At 40.8% G+C, this 19,941-nt stretch carries 19 protein-coding genes; 2 read left to right on the forward strand and 17 right to left on the reverse strand.

The window, feature by feature from the left end; genetic code table 11:
• Positions 1–88: 88 nt before the first annotated feature.
• Positions 89–880, reverse strand: a complete 792-nt coding sequence (locus tag DX873_RS05305) for a hypothetical protein (protein ID WP_147296608.1) — start codon at positions 878–880, stop codon at positions 89–91.
• A gap of 142 nt (positions 881–1,022) precedes the next feature.
• Here DX873_RS05305 and DX873_RS05310 point away from each other — a divergent pair, with 142 nt between their 5' ends.
• Positions 1,023–1,496 carry a hypothetical protein gene (locus DX873_RS05310; protein WP_116183458.1) on the forward strand — a complete coding sequence of 158 codons (474 nt, stop codon included), beginning with the start codon at positions 1,023–1,025 and terminating at the stop codon, positions 1,494–1,496.
• A gap of 9 nt (positions 1,497–1,505) precedes the next feature.
• Here DX873_RS05310 and DX873_RS05315 read toward each other — a convergent pair whose 3' ends face one another.
• The 6 genes from DX873_RS05315 to DX873_RS18835 all read right to left on the reverse strand — a co-directional run bounded on the left by DX873_RS05315 (position 1,506) and on the right by DX873_RS18835 (position 9,106).
• Positions 1,506–2,141 (reverse strand): class I SAM-dependent methyltransferase, encoded by a 636-nt coding sequence (locus tag DX873_RS05315; protein ID WP_232520864.1) that lies wholly within the window; start codon positions 2,139–2,141, stop codon positions 1,506–1,508.
• Between the two features lie 22 nt (positions 2,142–2,163).
• On the reverse strand, positions 2,164–5,418 hold the full coding sequence (locus tag DX873_RS05320; RefSeq protein ID WP_116183824.1) for a WD40/YVTN/BNR-like repeat-containing protein: 3,255 nt from the start codon (positions 5,416–5,418) through the stop codon (positions 2,164–2,166).
• A gap of 104 nt (positions 5,419–5,522) precedes the next feature.
• Positions 5,523–5,966, reverse strand: a complete 444-nt coding sequence (locus DX873_RS05325; RefSeq protein ID WP_116183460.1) for a DUF3052 family protein — start codon at positions 5,964–5,966, stop codon at positions 5,523–5,525.
• A gap of 51 nt (positions 5,967–6,017) precedes the next feature.
• Positions 6,018–7,109, reverse strand: coding sequence for a DUF2652 domain-containing protein (locus DX873_RS05330; RefSeq protein WP_116183461.1), 1,092 nt, complete (start codon positions 7,107–7,109; stop codon positions 6,018–6,020).
• Positions 7,110–7,169: 60 nt separating this feature from the next.
• Positions 7,170–8,750: an alpha,alpha-trehalase TreF gene (gene treF / locus DX873_RS05335; protein ID WP_116183462.1), complete on the reverse strand. Its 1,581-nt coding sequence runs from the start codon at positions 8,748–8,750 to the stop codon at positions 7,170–7,172.
• Positions 8,751–8,935: 185 nt separating this feature from the next.
• Entirely contained in the window at positions 8,936–9,106 is a 171-nt protein-coding gene (locus DX873_RS18835; protein WP_181899442.1) for a hypothetical protein, read from the reverse strand.
• Between the two features lie 94 nt (positions 9,107–9,200).
• Between DX873_RS18835 and DX873_RS05340 the strand changes: the two genes are divergently transcribed.
• Positions 9,201–9,833, forward strand: coding sequence for a GntR family transcriptional regulator (locus DX873_RS05340; protein ID WP_116183463.1), 633 nt, complete (start codon positions 9,201–9,203; stop codon positions 9,831–9,833).
• Positions 9,834–10,013: 180 nt separating this feature from the next.
• Here DX873_RS05340 and DX873_RS05345 read toward each other — a convergent pair whose 3' ends face one another.
• The 10 genes from DX873_RS05345 to DX873_RS05390 are packed head-to-tail and all read right to left on the reverse strand — an operon-like array spanning position 10,014 to position 19,909.
• Complete coding sequence (locus DX873_RS05345) at positions 10,014–11,105, reverse strand: amidohydrolase family protein (RefSeq protein WP_232520865.1); 1,092 nt, start codon at positions 11,103–11,105, stop codon at positions 10,014–10,016.
• Positions 11,106–11,113: 8 nt separating this feature from the next.
• A complete protein-coding gene (locus tag DX873_RS05350; protein ID WP_116183464.1) occupies positions 11,114–11,701 on the reverse strand; it encodes a nucleotidyltransferase family protein in 588 nt (195 codons plus the stop codon).
• 3 nt (positions 11,702–11,704) lie between these two features.
• Positions 11,705–12,709 carry an XdhC family protein gene (locus DX873_RS05355; protein ID WP_116183465.1) on the reverse strand — a complete coding sequence of 335 codons (1,005 nt, stop codon included), beginning with the start codon at positions 12,707–12,709 and terminating at the stop codon, positions 11,705–11,707.
• 1 nt (position 12,710) lies between these two features.
• Positions 12,711–13,907, reverse strand: coding sequence for a molybdopterin molybdotransferase MoeA (locus DX873_RS05360; protein ID WP_116183466.1), 1,197 nt, complete (start codon positions 13,905–13,907; stop codon positions 12,711–12,713).
• The gene (locus tag DX873_RS05365) at positions 13,904–14,686 is read right to left on the reverse strand and encodes a sulfite exporter TauE/SafE family protein (RefSeq protein WP_116183467.1); all 783 of its coding nucleotides are present in this window, start codon (positions 14,684–14,686) and stop codon (positions 13,904–13,906) included. The genes DX873_RS05360 and DX873_RS05365 overlap by 4 nt, the downstream gene beginning before the upstream one ends.
• Positions 14,677–15,744 (reverse strand): HesA/MoeB/ThiF family protein, encoded by a 1,068-nt coding sequence (locus tag DX873_RS05370; protein WP_116183468.1) that lies wholly within the window; start codon positions 15,742–15,744, stop codon positions 14,677–14,679. Before DX873_RS05370 ends, DX873_RS05365 begins: the two co-directional genes overlap by 10 nt.
• A gap of 3 nt (positions 15,745–15,747) precedes the next feature.
• The gene (locus tag DX873_RS05375) at positions 15,748–16,341 is read right to left on the reverse strand and encodes an NTP transferase domain-containing protein (protein WP_116183826.1); all 594 of its coding nucleotides are present in this window, start codon (positions 16,339–16,341) and stop codon (positions 15,748–15,750) included.
• A 55-nt stretch (positions 16,342–16,396) separates the two neighbouring features.
• Positions 16,397–17,383, reverse strand: a complete 987-nt coding sequence (gene moaA / locus DX873_RS05380; RefSeq protein WP_116183827.1) for a GTP 3',8-cyclase MoaA — start codon at positions 17,381–17,383, stop codon at positions 16,397–16,399.
• Between the two features lie 26 nt (positions 17,384–17,409).
• A complete protein-coding gene (locus tag DX873_RS05385; RefSeq protein WP_116183469.1) occupies positions 17,410–17,664 on the reverse strand; it encodes a MoaD/ThiS family protein in 255 nt (84 codons plus the stop codon).
• A 4-nt stretch (positions 17,665–17,668) separates the two neighbouring features.
• Complete coding sequence (locus DX873_RS05390; protein ID WP_116183470.1) at positions 17,669–19,909, reverse strand: xanthine dehydrogenase family protein molybdopterin-binding subunit; 2,241 nt, start codon at positions 19,907–19,909, stop codon at positions 17,669–17,671.
• Positions 19,910–19,941 lie beyond the last annotated feature (32 nt).

The raw sequence follows: 19,941 nt of genomic DNA on the forward strand, positions 1-19,941 counted from the left end.
AATATTGGCAGATTTAGGGAAACTATCTTTCTTAAAAATAAAAAAGCACCGATAAAATCGGTGCCTTACAATTTCATAGCAGGTTTTGTTATAGCGTTATCTCCTCTGTTGCGCCATTAGGGTAGATTACGGTAGCTTGGTCATCGCACTCTCCATCTCCAAAATCCACAGTGATCTCAAGTCCATTCTTTTCAACGATCATGCTGCCTGTGGTCAAATATTCACAAGTAAGCGAACCTTGTAAATCATTTACTGTCTCTATGGAATACGTATTTCCATCATAAACCACTGTCCAATTACCAGCAATGGTGAATTGGGTATTCTCTAAATCTTCACTAAAAGAAAAACCAAAGGTCTTGGTCCCGTTTTCAGTGATTATGCTTTCATCTTCCATCTCCACCTCAATAGCACTGGTTACTGAAAAAGAAATCATGTTCTGATTCAGATCACCATTTATGGTAAAACTACGGGTCCCATTTATTTTTATGGTACCAACATAAAAATCTTCATAGGCAGCTATATAAGAAATGGTTTCATTGCTCATTTCATAGGTTACGGTCAAGGTTCCATTCACATTATCAGTTCCGTTGAGCACGCAATTGTTGAATGTGGCTACAAAACCGGTTTCTGAATATTCTGCAGTATAGCATTCGTTGGTATTGATGGACTTTCCGGATATAGAATTGTTGGCAAAAAGTTCCGCCAATGCGTTATCTGCGACGCCAGAAATTTCATCAGTTTCCAAAATTGTCCTTAATTCTGTTTGGGAAAGTTGCGCATCATCTTCCAATGCTTTTGCATCTTCACTACAGGATTGTATGAAGAATAGCGCAAGACCAATCATTGCCACGGAGCAGAAATTATACAGCAGTCTGTTCATAATGTTTAGTTTTGGGTTACGCTCCAATAACGTAAGCTGTATTGCTTTAGTACTTTTTTTAATGTTTAATCGATAAAATAACAGATCACTTAAAAATTTTTGGTCGGAATTGTGTTATTTTACAATAGTAAAATTTGCAGCTATGAAAAACCTAAGGAATATCTTTCTGTTAACAGCACTTTTGTCACTTGCCGTCTCGTGTAGCGATGATGATGGTGGAAACGCTCAAAATGTTAACCTGGATGTTGCAGGCATTTGGGATTTAACCGAAGTCAACGTGAGTTCAGCTCAGGATGTAGATATGGATGGCACATCATCTGCCAACCTTGTGGATGAAGTAGATTGCATTTCAGGCACCTTGTTGATAGACGGCGACCTATCGTACAGTTATGAACAAACGACCATTACCGTTACCGAATTGACCAATGGCCAATTTATTGCACAGTGCTCGGGTTCCACATCAGTATCGGGTACTTGGACGGCCAACAATGCACAGGTTGTTTTCTCCGGAAGTAGTGTGTTGGGCACCTTTAGCATCTTAAACGGAACCCTGGTGAACGATGTTGGTGAAGATTTGCCTGGCATCCAAAGTTTTGTTTACACAAAAAGACCTTAAGGGATAATATTATTTTGGTTTTTCTGCCAGAATAACCCACATCTGTTTATTGTTTTCTTTCTCCCAGTCACCATGGTCCTGTATCTCTGAGATCAAGGAAAAACCGGCTTCTTCCAGTTCTTCACGGACATATTCGGGTCCTAGGGAGTGCGAAGCTACTTGCTCCTTCCGTGATTTATTCCTGACCCAATCCTTTAGTTTTTCCAGAATCATCAATTTACCTCCAGGTTTAAGGGATTTTTTCACATGTCCCAAGATTTTATTGTACGACTCCATTTCATGATATGTGTCGATAATAAAAACAAAATCCAATTCCCTTTCAGGTAGTTTAGGATCGTCGTAATCTCCTAAAATGGTAACGATGTTCTTTAGATTTCTCGTGTTTGCGTTTGTACGAAGTTTTTCAAGACGGTCGGAGCGCACATCAACGGAATAAACCCTGCCATTATCACGTACTCTTTCAGCAAGACGGATACTTAAATAGCCTTCATGACAACCAATATCAGCTACTTTATGCCCGGCCTCTACTCCGGCCATTTGTAACAAAAAATCTGTTTTCATCCACGTATCCCTGTCCTCCCAATCAGCTTCGGTGTATTGGGCGGATAGCCCAAACACCGAAAACATGAAAAGGAATATAATCATTGATACAGAGTTCATAAAAAGACTAGTCTTCTATCAAACCTTGACCTTCAATCCAAGGTGCGCCGGCCGCTTTGAGCTCAGACTCTAGTCCAGGTATAGTATTCTTTACCAATACCGTAAGCTCCTTTTTAAGATCCTGCAGTTGTTTTGAAGCTCTTTGGAAAGCCGCTTTTTGGTTTCCTGTAGGTCCATAGGTGTTCCGCAACGCAACAATTCCAATAAAAGTTCCATCTTGTGCAGATAGCGAATTTCGTTCCCCTATTTCATTTTTGGCCGGATTTCCTTTAAGCTGCTTGTTGATCTCCAACAACTGTTGCTTAGCCGCGTAAATCTTAGAAGAAAGTGCTGCTGTGGGTCTTTGAGCTTCGTCCATTGCGCGTTTCATGGCGTCTACTTTTAATAGATGATTGTCTAAAACATGTGTAGTTGCCGTCAAATCTTGCTGGAAATCCTGGAACTGATTTCTAAAATTATCAATTTCGGAAGTTGGTTTGGAAGGTAAAGCTCCTTTTGAAAGGGGTTTCACCTCAAAAGTTTGAGGTCCTGAGAGCAGTTTTAGCTCTCCATCTAGACGTTGATAAAGTTCCACGGAGTAATTTCCTGGAGTAGCCAGATAGGGTGAACCTAGGAAGTTGTCCCCTCCCCTTGGCGATGCATCCAGGGATATCCCGCTTCTATTCGCATAGGTTAGATCCCAAGAAACTCTATTGAATCCTTTCTTATTCTTTCCGCTTACCGTATTAACCACATTGCCATTGCCGTCTTTCACCAACAAAACAATCGCAGGTTTCTCCTGATTGGTCTCATCCTCCAAAGCATCCCAACCTGGGAAGGAGACATTGCTTTTTGCTTTGTTGAGACTTTTTTCCTTCTCTTTTCTGGATTCCTTCAGGGTTTTTAGTTTTTCAGGAAGGTAATAGGTAAACGTAGCTCCATACGGAGGGTTGTCCGCTACATACTGAGAGTTACCTTGTCCATATACACCGTCTTTTTCCATATACCAATATGCCTGTCTTACTTTGAACAGGGTTGGATTAGCCAACGTTGATGCATCAGCTTCCCTTAATGCGGACATATCGTCCAATACATAAATTCCCCGTCCGAAAGAACCTGCTACCAAATCATTTTCCCTTCTTTGAATTGTAATGTCCCTAAAGGAAATAGTTGGTAGGCCACCATCCAATTTTGTCCAACTAGAACCACCATTTTGGGTAAAGTAAACCCCAAATTCCGTAGCAACGAACAGCAAACCTCTCTTTTCATGATCCTGAACGATTCTCCAGGCAATCAATTTTTTAGGAAGGTTACCATTCATGAAGGTCCATGTTCTTCCCTTGTCTGAACTTTTTAGTAGATAGGGCTTAAAGTCACCCTCTTTGTGGTTGTCCAGTACCAAATAAACTGTATTGGCATCATAGAGGTCCGCCCTAACATCGTTGACAAAAGCTCTATTGGGCACTCCTTTTATGCTACCCAACATTATTTTTCTCCAGCTACTACCGCCATCTTCGGTTACCTGAAGGATTCCATCATCAGTTCCGGCATAAATCAGTCCTTCCTGCAAAGGAGATTCTGCAAGTGATGTTATGGTATTGTAGTTGGACATTGCTCCAACATCCCAAGGATTGTCCCAGCTTTGCTGTCTACCCAGAATGGGCAATGCCAATCTTTCCTCATTTCTTGTCAAATCCGAAGAAATTGCGGTCCAATCGTCCCCTCTGTTATCTGATTTCCAAACACGGTAAGAAGCAAAATAAAGGCGTTTTGGGTTGTGTGGGCTCACTAAAATTGGAGCATCCCAATTAAACCTTTCATGAGGTTCTCCAGCAGACGGTTGTGGTTGTATGTACACGGTCTCGCCAGTGGTCTGATCTATTCTCCATAGCCAACCTTGTTGAAATTCACCATAGGTAATGTCCGGGTTGCCAGGTTCGGTAGCCGATTGATGTCCATCTGCTCCCAAGGTAATCCACCAATCAGAATTTAGAATGCCTAAACTACTCTTTGTTCTGGAAGGTCCTCCGTGAGAACCATTATCCTGCGTACCTCCATAAATGTTATAGAATGGTGCAGCGTCATCAACAGCAATTTTATAATATTGGGTAAGTGGAAGATTTCCAAAATACCTCCATGTCTTGGTTAGGTCAAATGATTCATACAAACCTCCATCAGTTCCAAAAAGTACATAATCCGGGTCGGATTTCTTAAATGCCATGGCATGACTGTCCACATGCTTTTTATCTTCGTTCATGAATTCAAAATGCTTACCGTGATCATTGGAGACTTGTACGGTGTTGCTCATCAAATACAATTTTCCATTTTGATGTGGAGATGCATACAGTTCTTGATAATAGTGTGGTCCTGTACCTCCGGAAACGGCATCGGATTGCTTGCTCCATGATGCCCCTTGGTTTGATGACATGAAGACACCACCTTTTTTACGATCCAACTCAATGGCCGCATAAACTATTTCATTGTTGAAAGGTGAAATAGCCAATCCAATCTTTCCAAGGTTTGATTTTGGAATACCATTGGTCAATTTAGTCCAGGTCTGCCCACCATCTATACTTTTATGGATTCCAGAGCCAGGTCCCCCACCCATGTAGGCAGCCACAGTGCGATGTCTATCCCAAGTAGCAGCGTAGATAGTATTCGGGTCTGTATGGTCCATCACCAAATCGGTAACACCGGTCCATTCATTGTTACCCAGTGTTTTGTTCCAGGTTTTTCCTCCGTCTGCGGATTTGTATAGACCACGTTCTCCACCTTTACTCCAAAGCGGGCCTTGAACGGCAGCCCAAACAATATTGGAATTTTCTGGGTGTACAATAATCTTGGAAATGTGTTCGGACTTTTTAAGCCCCATGTTCTTCCAAGTTTTTCCTTCATCGTGACTAACATAGATACCATCTCCAAATCCTACGTGCCTTCCTCCTACATTTTCCCCTGTACCAACCCAGACGGTGCTAGGATTGTTGGGGTCAACGGTAACACAGCCAATTGAATAAGTAGCTTGTTTGTCAAAAATTGGTTTCCAGGTTGTACCAGAATTGATGGTCTTCCAAACTCCTCCTGAACCAACAGCAATATACCAAACACTTTCATCCTTGGGATGAATTGCTATATCTGCAATACGACCAGAGGTCAAAGCAGGACCCAAGCTCCTAAATTCCAATCCACTGAACGTAGTTGAATCTGGTTTTTGGGCTTGAATTTGAAATAGAAAAGTAAGGGTTAAAAGAAGAAAAGAGCAGAATTTAAGATAGTGTAATTTCATACAATGAATTTTAGGTTGAATTAGCAGTGAAAGATAACCAAAAGGGATTGCCTTAATTCTAAAAAAAATGTGAAAAAAGTCGTACAATGCAGAAAAAGAATGGATTAGTTTCTGTCCTTCAACCTGTATACAAATTTTAGTCCGCTCCAATCCTCATCGACAGCAGCTACTTTTATATCCACCAACCCAACTGAAAGAAGGTGCTCTCTTATCATATCACGCTTAAGGTCTGTTTTGATTTTTGATGTTCCTTTGGGCCAACTTACCCATAACATACCAGTTTTCTTGATTGAAACATGGTACTTGGAGACGGTTTTGATAAGTTCTTTATGTGAAGTACAGAATAGATGTACGAAGTCAATGGTCTGCTCCTTCGGTTTTTTAATGATTTGAATATTTTCTGGTAAATCCGAGAACAAATCCCAATAATGTGATGGAGAATTATAGAGAACAATCTTAAAATTCTCTTTGATTCCCAATTTCTTGGCTAAGGGAGTTTTGGAGTATCCTGCTGATTCCGTCAAAATTACAGTTGCTTTTAATTCCATCTAATTTATGAATGTTCAGGAAATAAAATTGAGGTGGTAGAATGGATGCCATCAATCAATTTCACCCATTTCTTTTACAACAAAGCTGTACAAACCCTCTAAACCATGGTTTAGGTTTTTACGGAACGATTTTCTGATCATAGGCATCAAGAATATCCTTTTTATATGCGACTTAACCTTCCAAAAGGTTTCAACTGAAAGCTCGCACACATTTTCAGATACTTGTTTGAATACATAGAACTGTACCAGTTCATCAAAAAATATAGGACTCGTGGCCAACTCTCCGTATACCAATACATCTTCTGGAACATCTTTTGTCACCGTTATAAAATTCAGATGCTTCCCATTGATTACGCAAGTATGCTCAGTGCCCAATCGGGTTACCTCATTTCCGTCATATTCCACTTTGTCCACCCCATCTTGCCAATATTTTCTATATGAATAATTGGTCACGTATTCCATAAGTTTTTCCGAAGTGATCGGAAAATCCTTTTTCACAACTAAATGGGGAGGGTAATCAAAATGTAGCTTTTTGGGTTCCGGAAACGTTTTAAGTCTTAGTTCTTTGGGATCAATAATGGAATATATATATTCCACTTGTGCATCATCATAGGAGTCAGAACCTTGCCTAAACCTGAAAATCTTACTTGAATAATATGGTGAAAGCATAATATCCAATGCTAGACTTCTGGTAATCAAAGTATAATTATCACTCTCAACAGAGTTTTTAAGCAACCTATGGGCCTCTATAACTTGTTTGCCAAAAGGTTTTCTGTTTCCCTGGACTTCTATATGTTGAATGGTCCCGCTGTGCACAATCACTTTTAATTGAAGATTGGGAGCTGTAGCACACGCATTACAGGGACACACGCGATTCTTTTCCAGCATTTTGAGATGGCTATAGAATGCAGTGAACATGGATTCAATCTGTGCGAGGAGATTTTCCTGGGAAGGGATTTCGTTTTCTTTATAGAAAAAGAGTGCATCCCCTTCAATTTCAGCCAATTTCAATTCTTGAGTATTTGCATTGACCAAAACTTCAAGAAGTTCAGAAATTACATGTTGACTATGTTCAATTTCGGTAGTTTGGATAAACTTCGTGTATCCAGAAATGTCAGGAATGAACAAAAGGGACTTTGCCATTTTTTGATTGATGGGTTGAATAAATCAGTCTACCTAAAAACACGAAACTTACACTCCGTACTAATTGTTTTGTGCCTCCAATTCGCTTAAGATTTTCTTGAATCCCACTGCCACACCGTTGGTCCAACCAAATCCATCTTGGTTAGGGTATTCGCCACCACCAGAAAGTAAGGTAAGGTCTTCCACATTGTATTTTTCCATCATTTTTCCGGTGTTCTTATATACTTTTTCATTGAGTGCCAACCATCGTTGCATTATTTCGGAGGCCTCTTTTTGATAACCATAGCGCAGGAGCCCGTTAACAGCTACCCATTGTAAGGGAGCCCAACCGTTTGGAGCGTCCCATTGCTGCCCGGTATGTTCTAAGGTAGTCACCAATCCCCCATCTTTTAGAAAGGTTTCCATCAATACATTTTTAACCTTTTCAGCCTGTTCTTTTGTTGCCAAGCCAAAAAATAAGGGATACGCCCCTGCCAAGGTCATTTCTGGCGTGAGGGATTCCCGGTCAAAATTGTAATCATGGAAATATCCAGTATCCTCGTTCCAGAAATATTGTCTGATGGCCGCCTTCCTTGATTGAGATCTTTGGAAAAATTCGTTTTTAGCCTCATCATCACCTTTAAGCAAACTTGCCCTGTACAACATATGCTCCATGAAGTACGTCAAGCAATTTAAATCCACTGGTAGGATCGATGTGGTCTCGGTAGAATTGAACTCATCTTTTTTACCGTACCATCTTGAGCTAAAATCCCATCCTGAAGCTGCAGCAGACCTTAAATTTTTATAGAGGGCTTTTTTCAAGGTGTCCGACTCCATTGAACTCGCTAAGTGCAAGTCTTCTTTATACGCCTCTGGCCTGGGTGAATCTCCTTTATCCCAGTATCTGTTCAAATACACATTTATTCCTAAGTCCACCACATGGTTTTGTGGCCTTGCCTGAACAACATTTTCACTGCCCTGCATCCAAAAATCATATTCTTTGGCGAGTTCTGGCAAATAGTACAGTACCACGTTTTCATCTTTTCTGGACAAAGCATCCACCATTAAGGCATAGAAAGGTGGTTGTGACCTAGTTCGATAATAATCGCGTGTACCATTAGGTATAAACCCAATGGAATCGATTAAAAAGCTAAAGTTGTCCACCATGTTTTTTGCCAAATCATCTCGGCCATCCGCCAAAAGCCCTTCCATGGTGAAATAGCTATCCCAATAATAGATTTCCTGAAACCTACCACCTGGAACCACGTATTTTTTTGGTAATGGGATTCTGGAGGAATTAGGAATATGGGCATCGGGCTCCCTGGTCAATTTGTCCCACATAAGCGCAATATGCTCGTACATAGTATTTGTGGTATCTGTTTCAAATTCCAAGGCTTTCATGGAATGATCTTCAAAGTTTCTATCCACAAAATCCTTCAAACTAAAATCCTGATTGTCCTTCTCATCTAAATAAAGAGCTTCCAACTCTCTAAAATTCTTTTTTGGGACTAGATCCACAAAGGTTTTGGAGTCTTCAAAAATTGATGAGAGCTGCACATCTTTGAACAATTGCGTGTCATATAGACTTGTAATCTGTACAGTTTCACTTTGTTTACAGGAAAAAAGAAGGAATAAAAAAACCGAAAGGTATCGCAGTCTCATAGAATCGAAGGGATTTATAGTGTTCAACTAATTAGGTTTAGGAAAAATAAGGAAATATTTTCAAAACCTATGGCTTCCGGTCAGGCATTGATTTAGGGAATACCCATCCGGATGTTCATATAGATGAATACACTTTGGCTACAGACATGAAGATTTGGATCTAGGGCAAAAAAGGTAATAAAGATTTAATTGCTCAATTCAATCCTACGTGATTCAGCAGAATTTATGCTGTCCATTGCTATCTGTTGTTCTTCCTCCTCGCGTGGGGGCTCATAATCATCAGATTTGTTGCTGCATGCGAATAGAATACCGGAAAAAAGAAATAAAAATAAACTCAGTCGGATGGTAGTTTTCATAATAGTGTTTTTTGCTGTTTGCCCTAAGTTATTAATAACCAGACCCTAAGATTCAGTTTATGTATGAATCGTATACGATTGTGTATATTTGGATATGACACAATCTTTGGTGCTTCGGGACTCGGTAAAGGATTATTTACTCGGGCAAATACAAAAAGGCGAGCTTCCTATTGGAAAAACAATAAACTTGGCCAAACTTTCCAGGGAAATTGGGGTAAGCGTTACGCCTATTAGAGAAGCGCTCAGTCAGTTGGAGCATGCTAGGGTCATAAAAGCGGTCCCCAAAAGAGGGTTCTTGGTAACCCGATTGAGCAAGGAAGAAGCCAGAGATCTCTACGAGATGACAGCACAGCTGGAAATGATGGCCCTAGAAGCCTCTTCATTTTCAAAAATGGATTTGAACACCTTAAGAACTCATCACAAAAAGATGGAGATTGCAGGCAACTCTAAGGATGCTATCTCACATAGATTCGAATTTCATGGTCTTCTTGTCCAAAATTGTAAAAACAAAGTTTTGCTACAAATCCTTGAAGATTTAAAGATGAGACTCCTGTTCTACGAACGTGGGCTTGGAGAGGATTCTTCTTTCCATTCACTTTTGAACAATCAGAATGAAGCCATTGTACAGGCATTGGAAGAAGACAACCTGCCTGCTGCTGCATTGATCTTGAAGATGAGTTGGATGGCAGTATTGGAATACGTTGAAAGTAGATTGGACCGAAAATAAGTCCCCTAAAAATCCGTTTGAAGCTAAAACGCTTTTATGCAATTCCTAAACAAAGAAATAGAAGCCCTTGTCAAGCGAAAGAAAACCCGAACATTGGTCAAAAAGCAGGTTTCATGTGGTATTTTTCAAGATTTGGAAACCCTAAATCTGGATTCTAAAAAAACGCCTCGAGGAAATTCATCAGCCCTTGAACAATGATCTATCCAGACCTGGGATAAGGTTCAATGCGTTCTCAAAATACACTTTTCTCAAAACTTCATCGGGTAGATCCAGCCCATACATTGCCCAGAATGCATGATATTTTTTATAGTATGGAAAGTACTCATCCGCTGTTTCCAGAACTCTAAAATAGGTTGGAAACTCTTCGGGTTTCCAACTGTCCTTGCCAAATAGAATCCTGTCCTGGTATTTAATGAAAAATTCCTTTGCTCTTCTAGGTTGACGTCCTAATTCCGCAATAATGGCACCAATACCAACCGACATGTTCGGCATTTCATCGAGCAGCTCCCCTAGCCTGTCCAAATCGTTAGCGTACCAACCCATATGTGCATTGATAAACTTTGTTTTGGGGTGTTTTTTGAACATTCTATGTTGTTCATCAATAATTTGCTGCCATGGTGCCGGATTATCGTCTGAACGTTTTCTACGTGGCCTAGTTTTTAACTCCAACCAGCGTTCATTTTTGCTGTCCATTGGGTCCCAGAATGATTTTGGATCCGCAGCGTGAATCAATACAGGAATTCCAAGCTCACCACATTTGGCCCAAACAGGGTCCAATCGCGGGTCATCAATGGCAATACGATTCCCATTAACATCATTATTTCTGAGACCGAGGCTCTTATAGATTTTTAGGCCTTTAGCACCACTTTTAACATCCAACTCCAGTTGGGCAGCAGCCTGCTCTCCCCAATTGGAATTGCCTACGCCGCTAAAATCTACATTAGCAAAAACCACAAACCTATTGGGATAATGCGTGTTTACATTCTTTAACTTGTCCCGTAATTCTTTTCCGGAACCACCGCTTAGGTTCACCATAATCCCCATGTTGAGTTGGTCCATATCCCTTATCAACGTTGAAAGATCCTGTGTGGCCATCCTAAACTGGTGGCTATGCACGTCTATGAAAGTGAATTTGGCTCGTTCTACAGGGTTTTCAGATACTTTGAGAGTCGATGTTGGATTATATTCTTCAAAACCCATTTCTTGGGAAATGCCTGAAAAATTAGAAAAGAAAAATGCTAAAGTAAAAGTAAAGATGTAAGATTTCATCATATTGTAAATCAGTTTATTATATTATGATAATCTGTTAAAGTGTCAATATCGATTTCCTTACCTGATGCCGACATCATTTTGGTTTGAGCTATGTTTTCAGAAATAACATGTTTGGCGCCATAATCTTGATGTAGTGAAATAAGCTCCTTCAGCATAGATTTATGGAATATTGCTGGTACCCCAGCGCGCTTACCGTAGGAAGTAGCTACAATTTTATACTCCTTTGTTTTAAAATTGGCTATCATTTCATTCAAATATTCTGCATCCAGCAGCGGTTGGTCCACTGTCATGATCAACAGTCCATCAAGGTCTCGCGTTTGTTTTAGTATGTACTCCACTCCTATTGAGATGGAACTTCCCATTCCATTTTTCCAATTTGGGTTTTCTATTGTAGAAGTTCCTTGAGGAAGTTTTCTTTTAATCAGGTCCATATTAGCCCCCAACACAACATATGTAGAATCCGTCACCTGTTTAGCTTGAGCTATGGCATGTCCCAGAAAAGTGGAGTTTTTCCAGGGTAGCAGTTGTTTGATTTCATCTCCCATTCTTGAAGATGAACCCGCTGCCAAAATCAAAATAGCTATGGAGTCCGCCATGAATCAAGTGTGGATTTTCCCCAGTTTATGCTTTAGTAGACTAGGTTCCTTTTTATTGACGACAGATAAAATCTCGGATAAAATGGATATAGATATTTCTTGCGGGGTCTCCGCGCCAATGTCCATACCTGCGGGACCATGAATGCTCTCTAAAAAATCTTCGGAAATATCTGGATGACGTTCAAATAGCTCTTGAAATAACTTTTCCCTTCTTTTGAATGGCCCCAACAATCCTATATAAGCTCCTCTTTGCTCTTTGAGCGAAATAACATATTGAAGGTCTTTTACAAAACTATGGGTCATTACCATTACCGCGGTTTGATCGTCCAGTTCTGGACTGAAGGCCTCCGGTTCGACAAGAACCAATTTGTGGATTCCCGGAAAATCGTTTTCTGTCTTTTCCTCCCTTGGATTGGCAACAACCGTGACTTCCCAACCTGTCATTGACGCAAATTTGCATAATTGGACGGCATCATGCTCGGCTCCAATAATAATCAATTGAAAACAAGGGTCTAATTCCTGTTCAAAAATCAAAAGTTCAGGGTTGTTAGCCACTTTTCTTTCCGAAACAGGAAACATCTTATCATTAAATCTAAATACTGTATGATAATCTTTATGGTCGCTTAACTCCTTTTTGTAGTATGAACTCATAAATAATGATTCCCGTTTTTCAATGGTTTTCCAAAATTGGGTTATGAAGGATTCGCTAGGCTCAAAAACTTCCAGGAGAATGTAGAGTATTCCTTCGCACCCTAAGCGATACCTTCCATCGTATATCATTATTCTTGAAACCCCATTTGAAAACACGGCCTGGGCCTGTCTCAATACCTCCTTTTCAACACATCCCCCACTGACCGCACCTACCATGTCCCCATTTTCAAAAATGAGCATTCTAACTCCGGGTCTACGATAGGAAGACCCATCCAAAGCCACTACAGTTGCCAAAACAGCCTGTTCGTGTTTTCTTTGTTGATACTGCTGGATGATATTCTTTAATTCATGTGTCATATCAAAAGATACTTTTGGTGGGGATAAAGGGAACTATATCATCTTTTTCCTTGGCTTCATTTGGATTAAGTTGAACCACTCCGTCTATTTTAGATAATCCAATCAAATCTCCAGATCCTGTTGTAGATACCTGCTGGGCGTATAACGTTCCATTTTTTAAAGTGGTTTTTACTCCCACAAAAACGGTAAGGTCGATTTTATTTGTAATTGTACCTTCTAAAATTACGGCAAATTGCGGTGTTTGCACTCCCAAAGTTTTGTTAAGCCATGGTTTAAAATAGACCTGGTAATTTACAAAGGTGGATACTGGATTTCCTGGAAAAGAAAAAACGGTGGTTTGTGTTTGATCCTGCTTTCCAAACCAAAATGGTTTTCCGGGACGCTGTCGTACCCTATGAAATATTTTTTTTACTCCCAATTCTTCAAATAGCTCTGGTAAATAGTCATATTTTCCTTTGGAAACTCCTCCACTTAAAATCAGGACATCATACCCATGAATACAGGAAGCCAACCTTTCTTTTATAGTGGCCGGATCATCCAAGATATGATGGATATCTGCCAGGATTCCTTCTTTTTGCAACAGTGCCGCAACGGTATGGGAATTGGATTTTCGAATTTGGTACGGTTCAGGAACTTCAGAAACATCAACCAATTCATTTCCTGTAGAAATTACGGCAATCTTTGGCGTCTTTTTTACAACTACATCTGCTTTGCCAACAGAAGCCAAAACTCCAATTTCCGCAGCTGTCACGATTTCACCTGGATGCAATAAAACTTCACCCATGGCGATATCGCTTGCTTGAGGATGAATATTTTGTCCCTTGGCAATGGGTTTATCAACTGAAAAGCCGTCCTTTTGTTTGGACGTGTGCTCATACATGACCACCGTATCCGCATTGTTCGGAACGATAGCTCCGGTCATTACCTCGATACAGGCTGAAGTATCCTTCAAACTGAGTTGTGGATTCCCCGCTTGAGCTATTCCTTCTACTTTCAGTTGTTGATTTTGGGATTTCAGCCCATCAAAATTTATTGCGATACCATCCTTGGTAGACCTGTTAAATGGAGGAAAATCTCTATCGGCCACAATGGTTTCCGCCAAAATTCTCCCCAAGGAATGTTCGAGCTTTATGCTTTCATTTCCATAACTGGCCGTTAAAGCAAGCACTTTTTGCAACGCTTCTTCAAAAGAAATCATGTAAAGAGGGTTATTTGCAATCCGTTTTTCAATAATACCCTTGTTCCCACAAAAAGTACCAAGAAAGCGGTCAACATTCTAATTCGTTTAGCTGATAGTTTGCTGATGCTCAACCTTACGCCCAGCTGTCCGCCAAGTAGGACCGCGAAAAGCAACCCTAAGATTTCGGGCCAAAATATCTCAAAGGAATCGCTTACGAACAATCCTCCAATACCGGAAATGGAATTGACCAAAATAAAAAAGCTGGCCAGCGAAGCTATCACTATGGGTTTGTCCCATTTCATATGGTGCAGTACCGGGGCCAGGAAAATTCCGCCCCCAATACCCACTAAACCAGATAGCAGGCCTATTCCGGCTCCAATGACATAAGGAGTGAAAACGGGATATTTTTTGACACTTAAATTGGTTTTAAGTGCTAAAGTTTGATAGATAAGGGCAACCGCCGAAACAATCAAGGCCATTGCCAATAGAATGAAGAAAACCTGTTCTTTCAATCGGAACGCAGCACCTAAGAATGCCATGGGAATACTGGTTATAATGAATGGAAGAAATTTCTTGAACTGTAGATGTCCATTTTTATAATAAAGAAGACAGCTTCCCGAAACTACCGCAAGATTGCACAGCAATGCTGTTGTACGTATTGCGAAAAAACTCGCTATAACCAAGGTGAGGATAGCCAAATAACTTGACCCTCCCCCAAAACCTACCGCGGAGTACAAGGTTGCTACCACAAAGAAAGCCAATGTGAGCAATACAAAATCGCCAGGTGTTAAGGACATAGGCTTGTCATTTTGTTCATTCCTCCAGAAATATGGTAAAAACTGACATTGTGGAAACCAGCCTGTAATTTCTTTACCGCAAGTTTACTACGTTTTCCAGACTGACAGATTACATAAACGGTATTCTTTTTCTCTAGAACCGATGCACACGAATCTATTTGGTCCAATGGTACATTAATGGCATCCTCCAAATGATTTTCTTCAAACTCCTGAGTCGTTCTTACATCTATCAATAGATATTGACCATCTTTTTTTCTTACGGAAAGAAAAGATTCCGGGTCAATCGTTGGTACTATATCACAGTCTGAAATATCATAAGACTCTTGAAGTTCTTTAATGGCCTTATTTTCCACTTTTGTCTTGAAAGCAATTTTCGCAAATTGATGGTTTAATCCATCAAAAACCAACAATTTTCCGGATAGCACATCTCCTATTTCCGCAAGTACTTTTACCGTTTCAAGGGCTTGCAGTGTTCCAATAATACCGGGAACCACCCCTAAAACCCCATTTTCATTACAATTGGGTACTTCCTCATCTCCCGGCATATCTGGATATAGACAACGATATGTTGGTCCATCCTTGTAATTAAACACGCTTACATGACCTTCAAAACCATGCAATGCGCCATAAATGAACGGTTTATTGAGTACAACACAGGCATCATTGATCAAATACCGTGTAGGAAAGTTATCCGTGGCATCGATTACCACATCGTAATCTTTAATTACTTCCAATGCGTTGCTTTTAACTAGGAAGCTATCATGCAAAACAAATTGGGTCTGAGAGTTTTGATGCGTCAATTTTTCATGGACCACCTCCAATTTCATTCTTCCCAAATCCTTTTCGGTATAGAGCACCTGGCGCTGTAAATTATGCAGCTCCACCGCATCCTGGTCCATTAGACCAATTGTGCCCACTCCCATGGCATTGAGGTATTGCAGCACAGGTATCCCTAATCCGCCCAAACCAACAACCAACACTTTACTGTTGGCCAACTTTTCTTGGGCTTTTGGACCAAAATCTTTCAATTGGGTCTGTCGGATATACCTGGAGTCCATAGGTCAGACAATTTTAGATTTTACAAACTCATAATCAGAAATGGAATTGGCATTATAAAGCACCTCATCCTTTTCAGGATGAACAAGTTCCGTTTCCGAATTGATCAAAAACTTCCTCGGGCAACTGCTCTCTGCCGATTTAAGGTACTCGATGGCATTCTTTAAACTATCGGGCTCCCAGATGGTAATCAATGGTTCCGGAAGCTTTGTCTTATTTGTTGCGAATGAAGTGGCGACTTTGTTACTGTTTCTTTCAGAAACCAATTGTTGTAACGTCTCTAGGTCTATTAGCGGAAGATCGCAAGCAAGGACCAACCAAGCTGCATCTGGGTCATGAGCGTGAGCGCTCAAAATTCCATTAAAAGGCCCTCGGTATTCGTTTTTATCTGGGATTACATTAAAGCCTTCTGGGACAGACGCTTCTTGTTCATGGCGAATGCTGAGAAAAACGTTGTCGCAGATTTGTTCCAGTAATTTGTACAGATATTCTTGTTGTGGAACCCCATGATAAGTCAATAGACCTTTGTCAGACCCCATCCGGGTGCTTTTGCCCCCAGCTAGCACCAAACCATTAAGTTTTGGCGTGTTGTTTTTCATAATCATATCATTTTCTCCCTTCATCTCCCCAAATTACGCCTTTTTGCCGATACAACTAGCCTCCTATTGATGTCATTGAATTATGGAATACGGTATTGGTGTGTTCATTTTGGGCTTCAAAACCTGTTTTGGCCCTGTTGCCAATTACTTTGAGAATGGTATCCTTGATATTTTCATCATTTTTTTCCTTTCTGATGATATCACGGAGATTGGCCTTAGGTTTCCCGTATAGACAAGTGATGACATCCCCTGTGGCAGTTATTCGAAGTCTATTGCAACTTCCGCAAAAGGTTCTGCTAAAGGATGGAATCACTCCGAAAGTTCCCTTATGTCCATCTATCTTATAGTTGATGGAGGTTGAAGTCTTCGGAGATTCAATCTTTTTATAATCAGGGTATTGCGAAGCAATATGTTTCAGAATGGCCTTGTAGTTCCATTTAATCTGGTTGAATTCCTTAGACCCGCCATTAAATGGCATTTCTTCCAAAAAGCGAACAGACACATTGTAATGTTTCATAAGTTCCAAAATCGGAATTATGTCCTGTTCGTTCTGACCATCCAGTACTATAAAATTAATCCGGACATTGAACCCTTCCGTAATTAGTCTTATGAGGTTATTGTGGACCGTGTCAAATTGTTTTCTTCGGGTAATGCGTTCAAAGGTTTCCCTATTGATGGAATCCAAACTTACATTCACGTTCTTAATCCCCAATTCCTTGAGTTCGTCTATATGAGGACCAATCAAGGTGGCATTTGTAGTGACCGAAATTTCATCTAGCCCATCCATCTGGCTGAGTTCTCGCAATAAAATCATCAAATCCTTTCGTACAAAAGGCTCACCTCCGGTTATTCTGATTTTGTCAATGCCTTGAGAAACCAAAACCCTGCTGGTCTGAATCAGTTCAGGTATGGTGAGCAACCTATCGTTCTTCACAAAATCAATACCTTCTGAGGGCATACAATAATTACAACGAAGATTGCATCGGTCTGTAACCGCAAGTCTCAGATAATTGATTTTTCTTCCGTGATTGTCTATCAGCATAAATCTTCTAAAATTTTGCCCCGCTATCATCCTCCGCTAACTGGAGGGATAAGCGCAATTTCGTCATAAGAATTGATGATTGTATCATCTTCAGCATAAGAATTGTTCACAGCTACAGCCAAAGAAGATAATTTATTAAGTTCAGGATAGTTCTTTCCCAAATAAGTTTTGAGTTCTTTGACTGTATTTGGGACTTTTTTTCCTGAAATATTGGATGTTGGAACGGACAACGTGGGACTTCCCACGATGTCCTTTGTAATTCCAAATAAGAGTATCGTCATTTAATCAACCTATAATTTCTTTTTCTGGTATTTTTAAAAGTTCAGGTGTATTGATAAATGGTTGTTTATAAAGTCTATTTCCTGTTGCTGCTTTAAGTGCATTGGCAATTGCACCTCCTGCTGGTGGCAACGTTGGTTCTCCCAAACCTGTTGGAGAGTGTTCATTTTCTATTAAATAGGTCACCACTTCGGGAGCCTCACGCATTCTGAGCAGCCTATATCTATCAAAATTGGTTGCAACAGGTTTCCCATCTGCAAATGCAAGTTCCCCATACATGGAATGCCCTACTCCATCTAGAACCCCTCCTTCAATTTGGTTCAGTGCACCCACAGGATTGATGACTATTCCACAATCAACCACGCAGGTTATTTTCTTGACCACTGGTTCTCCGTTTTCAATTTCTACGTCAGCTACTTCGGCTACGTGGGAGTTATGGCAGTAATAGTTTACAAAACCTTGATAGACGTTTGAAGGTTTGGTTCCCCAACCTGATTTTTCAACAGCTACGTTGATTACCTCCTTCATACGTTCTGGTGAGTACTGTATGCGCTCGTCTTCCTCCGGTTTTACCTTATCGAGCAGGTCTAATCTCATTTGGATTTTATCGACTTCCATCAATTCTGCCAATTCATCAAAGAAACTCTGCTCTGCATAAGCAAGGAAGTTGGTATAAGGTGCACGCCAAGCTCCAGTTGTGATATTACTATCATAAGCAACCGAATCGACCTGATAATTTTCTATGGCACCTGCTGGGAAAAAATTAGGAATAAGTCCATACATATTATCATTTATGGCAGCTTCCTTAAGGTGGTATGCTGTGATTTTGCCGTCTTTAATACCAGCTTTGATCCTGTATTTGATGGCAGGCCTGTACACCCCCGCATTCATATCATCTTCCCTACTGTAAACAACCTTGACCGGTTTTCTTATTGCATCTGAGATTTCAGCGGCTTCCATAACAAAATCCCCATAAAGCCTTCTTCCGAAACCTCCACCAATACGAGTCATTTCCATAAGGATTTCTTCCTGGGGGCGATCCAACATCTGGGAAACCAACCCTGCTTTCCATTCTGGAGTTTGTATGGGACCTACCAAGTGCACTTTTTCATTGGTAACATTGGCATAAAAATTCATAGGTTCCATACAGCTATGAGGCAAGAAAGGAGACTCGTACGTCCGTTCCAAAATTTGGTCGGCCTGCGCAAATGCTGTTTTGATATTTCCATCGGAGCGTCTGGTCTCAAACTTACCATTATCCAATAGGTCGGTCAATATTTCTTCATGCTTTTCGGTGCTTTCCATGGTGGTATCGTCCTTCCATTCTGCAACGATGGCCTCTTTGGCCTTTAGGGCCTGCCAGGTTGACTCGGCAAGCACAACAACTTTATCACTTGAAGATATTTTACTGCTAAATCCTTGGTCCTTTTCAAAGAGTCCCCTCAACTTCTCCCCAATTTTAATGATATCGACCACACCGGGCATAGTTTTAGCTTTGGAATCGTCATAGGAAACCAATGTTTGACCAAATCCGGGAGGTCTAAGAACAGCTGCATAAAGCATTCCTTCCGTTTTGTAGTCCATTCCATATAAGGACTTTCCGGTAATGATCTTGTCAATATCCACATTGGATGCGTCCTTGCCAATAATCTTATAATCTTTGGGCGACTTGAGCGCAACTTCTTCAAGGTCTGGAACTTCTAACAAAGAAGCCTCATTCACCACATCACCATAGCCCAAGGTCTCCCCTGCTGCGTTGGTAATTACACCTTCACTTACTGAACATTCTGATGGGTCAACGCCCCACTTGGCTGCGGCTGCACTTACCAACATCTGTTTGGCGGCCGCTCCGGTCTGACGTAGAGCATCCCACCCAAAGCGAATGGATTGGCTACCTCCGGCAACCTGCCTTGTGTAATTTTCAGTATCCAAGATTCCCTGCTCTACGTATACATCTTTCCATGCCACATCTAGCTCTTCGGCAATAATCATGGGCATAGAGGTCTTCACCCCTTGACCAACCTCAGGGTTGGGAGAGAAAATAGTGACTGCACCATTGTCCGCAATCTTTATGAAAGCATTGAAATCATTGTAATCTAGGGAGGCCAAGTCAATGGTAGGTTCAGCAACTACCTTAGGTTTGCACGCCTGGAAAAGATTGAAGCCTATGACCAACCCTCCTCCGGCCAGAGAAGTGTTTCGCATGAAGGCCCTTCTGCTTAATGTTTTGTTTTTATTTGTAGACATTTTTGAGTTTTTAAGTAAAAGTTAATGGTTTG

Origin of the sequence: Flagellimonas nanhaiensis, from assembly GCF_003382275.1 — a bacterium.
GTDB lineage: Bacteria > Bacteroidota > Bacteroidia > Flavobacteriales > Flavobacteriaceae > Flagellimonas > Flagellimonas nanhaiensis.

What these genes read in the sequence shown, in the direction of transcription:
- DX873_RS05305 (WP_147296608.1), bottom strand. Translation starts at nt 880, where the DNA reads ATGAACAGACTGCTGTATAATTTCTGCTCCGTGGCAATGATTGGTCTT.
- DX873_RS05310 (WP_116183458.1), top strand. Translation starts at nt 1,023, where the DNA reads ATGAAAAACCTAAGGAATATCTTTCTGTTAACAGCACTTTTGTCACTT.
- DX873_RS05315 (WP_232520864.1), bottom strand. Translation starts at nt 2,141, where the DNA reads ATGATTATATTCCTTTTCATGTTTTCGGTGTTTGGGCTATCCGCCCAA.
- DX873_RS05320 (WP_116183824.1), bottom strand. Translation starts at nt 5,418, where the DNA reads ATGAAATTACACTATCTTAAATTCTGCTCTTTTCTTCTTTTAACCCTT.
- DX873_RS05325 (WP_116183460.1), bottom strand. Translation starts at nt 5,966, where the DNA reads ATGGAATTAAAAGCAACTGTAATTTTGACGGAATCAGCAGGATACTCC.
- DX873_RS05330 (WP_116183461.1), bottom strand. Translation starts at nt 7,109, where the DNA reads ATGGCAAAGTCCCTTTTGTTCATTCCTGACATTTCTGGATACACGAAG.
- treF (WP_116183462.1), bottom strand. Translation starts at nt 8,750, where the DNA reads ATGAGACTGCGATACCTTTCGGTTTTTTTATTCCTTCTTTTTTCCTGT.
- DX873_RS18835 (WP_181899442.1), bottom strand. Translation starts at nt 9,106, where the DNA reads ATGAAAACTACCATCCGACTGAGTTTATTTTTATTTCTTTTTTCCGGT.
- DX873_RS05340 (WP_116183463.1), top strand. Translation starts at nt 9,201, where the DNA reads ATGACACAATCTTTGGTGCTTCGGGACTCGGTAAAGGATTATTTACTC.
- DX873_RS05345 (WP_232520865.1), bottom strand. Translation starts at nt 11,105, where the DNA reads ATGATGAAATCTTACATCTTTACTTTTACTTTAGCATTTTTCTTTTCT.
- DX873_RS05350 (WP_116183464.1), bottom strand. Translation starts at nt 11,701, where the DNA reads ATGGCGGACTCCATAGCTATTTTGATTTTGGCAGCGGGTTCATCTTCA.
- DX873_RS05355 (WP_116183465.1), bottom strand. Translation starts at nt 12,709, where the DNA reads ATGACACATGAATTAAAGAATATCATCCAGCAGTATCAACAAAGAAAA.
- DX873_RS05360 (WP_116183466.1), bottom strand. Translation starts at nt 13,907, where the DNA reads ATGATTTCTTTTGAAGAAGCGTTGCAAAAAGTGCTTGCTTTAACGGCC.
- DX873_RS05365 (WP_116183467.1), bottom strand. Translation starts at nt 14,686, where the DNA reads ATGTCCTTAACACCTGGCGATTTTGTATTGCTCACATTGGCTTTCTTT.
- DX873_RS05370 (WP_116183468.1), bottom strand. Translation starts at nt 15,744, where the DNA reads ATGGACTCCAGGTATATCCGACAGACCCAATTGAAAGATTTTGGTCCA.
- DX873_RS05375 (WP_116183826.1), bottom strand. Translation starts at nt 16,341, where the DNA reads ATGAAAAACAACACGCCAAAACTTAATGGTTTGGTGCTAGCTGGGGGC.
- moaA (WP_116183827.1), bottom strand. Translation starts at nt 17,383, where the DNA reads ATGCTGATAGACAATCACGGAAGAAAAATCAATTATCTGAGACTTGCG.
- DX873_RS05385 (WP_116183469.1), bottom strand. Translation starts at nt 17,664, where the DNA reads ATGACGATACTCTTATTTGGAATTACAAAGGACATCGTGGGAAGTCCC.
- DX873_RS05390 (WP_116183470.1), bottom strand. Translation starts at nt 19,909, where the DNA reads ATGTCTACAAATAAAAACAAAACATTAAGCAGAAGGGCCTTCATGCGA.